The sequence below is a fragment of the Halosolutus amylolyticus genome (assembly GCF_023566055.1).
GTDB lineage: Archaea > Halobacteriota > Halobacteria > Halobacteriales > Natrialbaceae > Halosolutus > Halosolutus amylolyticus.
This window is the reverse complement of record NZ_JALIQP010000009.1, coordinates 1-1,352: the sequence shown is the minus strand read 5'-3', so window position 1 is coordinate 1,352 and position 1,352 is coordinate 1. Positions and strand designations below refer to the sequence as shown.

Here is a 1,352-nt window from a genome sequence, read left to right as displayed (position 1 = left end):
ACAGTAGACGCCGAACCTAATTCACGACACTGCTGGTGAAGTTGTCTATGGTCAAGACAACCGAAGCAAAACAGGTCTGTCGTGCCGCATCAACTCTTGTCTACCCAGAACTCGACTTTGACATCAAGTCGTGTGGAAAGTACACGAGAGAGGACTTTCTCGAAGTCCTCTCTCGGATCGCTTTTGATCAAGAGTTCGCCAATACAGGCGGGAAAACGTACCAGTTAGATCACAAGGAACCAGTTGACATCACGTCAACGGCTCGCAATTCGCTTGCAAAGTCACTTCTCTACCATCTTCGGAATCTGGACGCGGACGCCATCGACGAGCAGTTCGATGGCGTCCGCGACGATCTCTTCGAGATTCTTCGGAAACGTCGGCTGTTACCGAACTATGTCGATGTCGCGATCGATCTTCACGAATGGCGGTTCTACGGTGCAGCCGACACAGATCATGTTCTCACCACCTACCCGGACCGAGGAACGACTCGAACGTACTGTTTTGCGACTCTCTGTATTGTGGCACCTGGAACACGATTTACGCTTGCTGTACTTCCGCTCGAAGAGAACGGCTTTCGCGCCAAGCGCGAAGCCGTTCGAACGCTGCTGGAGACCGCCCAGCAGTACATCTCGCTCAGACACGTCTATCTTGACCGTGGCTTCTATCAGGTTCACGTTGTCGCGGAACTGGAACAACTCGATGTCGATTACATCGTTCGTGCGCGTCCGAGCAAAGGGATGAAAGACCGTCTCAGCGTTGACGCTGAGACGGTCGTCGATGACTATCTCATGCAACGCAAACGGAAACCGACCGCATCAGTTCCTGTAACAGTCTTTGCTGTCCCACACCGGTCGAAAGAGGACGAACACGTGTGGTTTGTCACAAACCGAGAGATAGAACCAGAAGCAGCACGAGCGTACGCGGCAGCATTCCGCCGCCGATGGGGGATTGAAACCTCATACCGGCAGATCGGTGACTTTCTTCCGAGAACGTCGTCGCCGACGTTCTCGGTGCGACTGTTCTACTTTCTGTTTGCGGTTGCACTGTACAATCTCTGGGTTCTAGCGAATGTTCTCGTCACAGATGGTACAATTCCAGGGAAGCCACCGATCTCGACGAAGATCTTCCAGGAATTTGTTCTCCCAACCGACTACGGATAGAACTCCACTCCAGCCGACCGAGCTAATCGGTTAGGAAGCATCCAATGAGTGATAACGCTACGGAGCGCCGATGAGCGGCGCTCCTTCGCTCTCTCAACTGCACCTCCACTCACTGGATCAATTACTCCGTCACTTTCGGTGACGAAGCAATCTGTTTCAGCTTGTTCTACATCTTGGTTCGGCAACGACTGT

The 1,352-nt window shown here is 52.8% G+C and carries 1 protein-coding gene; it reads left to right on the top strand.

All coding sequences use genetic code 11. The features are described 5' to 3' along the window. Window positions 1-47 precede the first annotated feature (47 nt). A complete protein-coding gene (locus MUN73_RS22515) occupies window positions 48-1,160 on the top strand; it encodes a transposase (protein ID WP_250142764.1) in 1,113 nt (370 codons plus the stop codon). Window positions 1,161-1,352 lie beyond the last annotated feature (192 nt).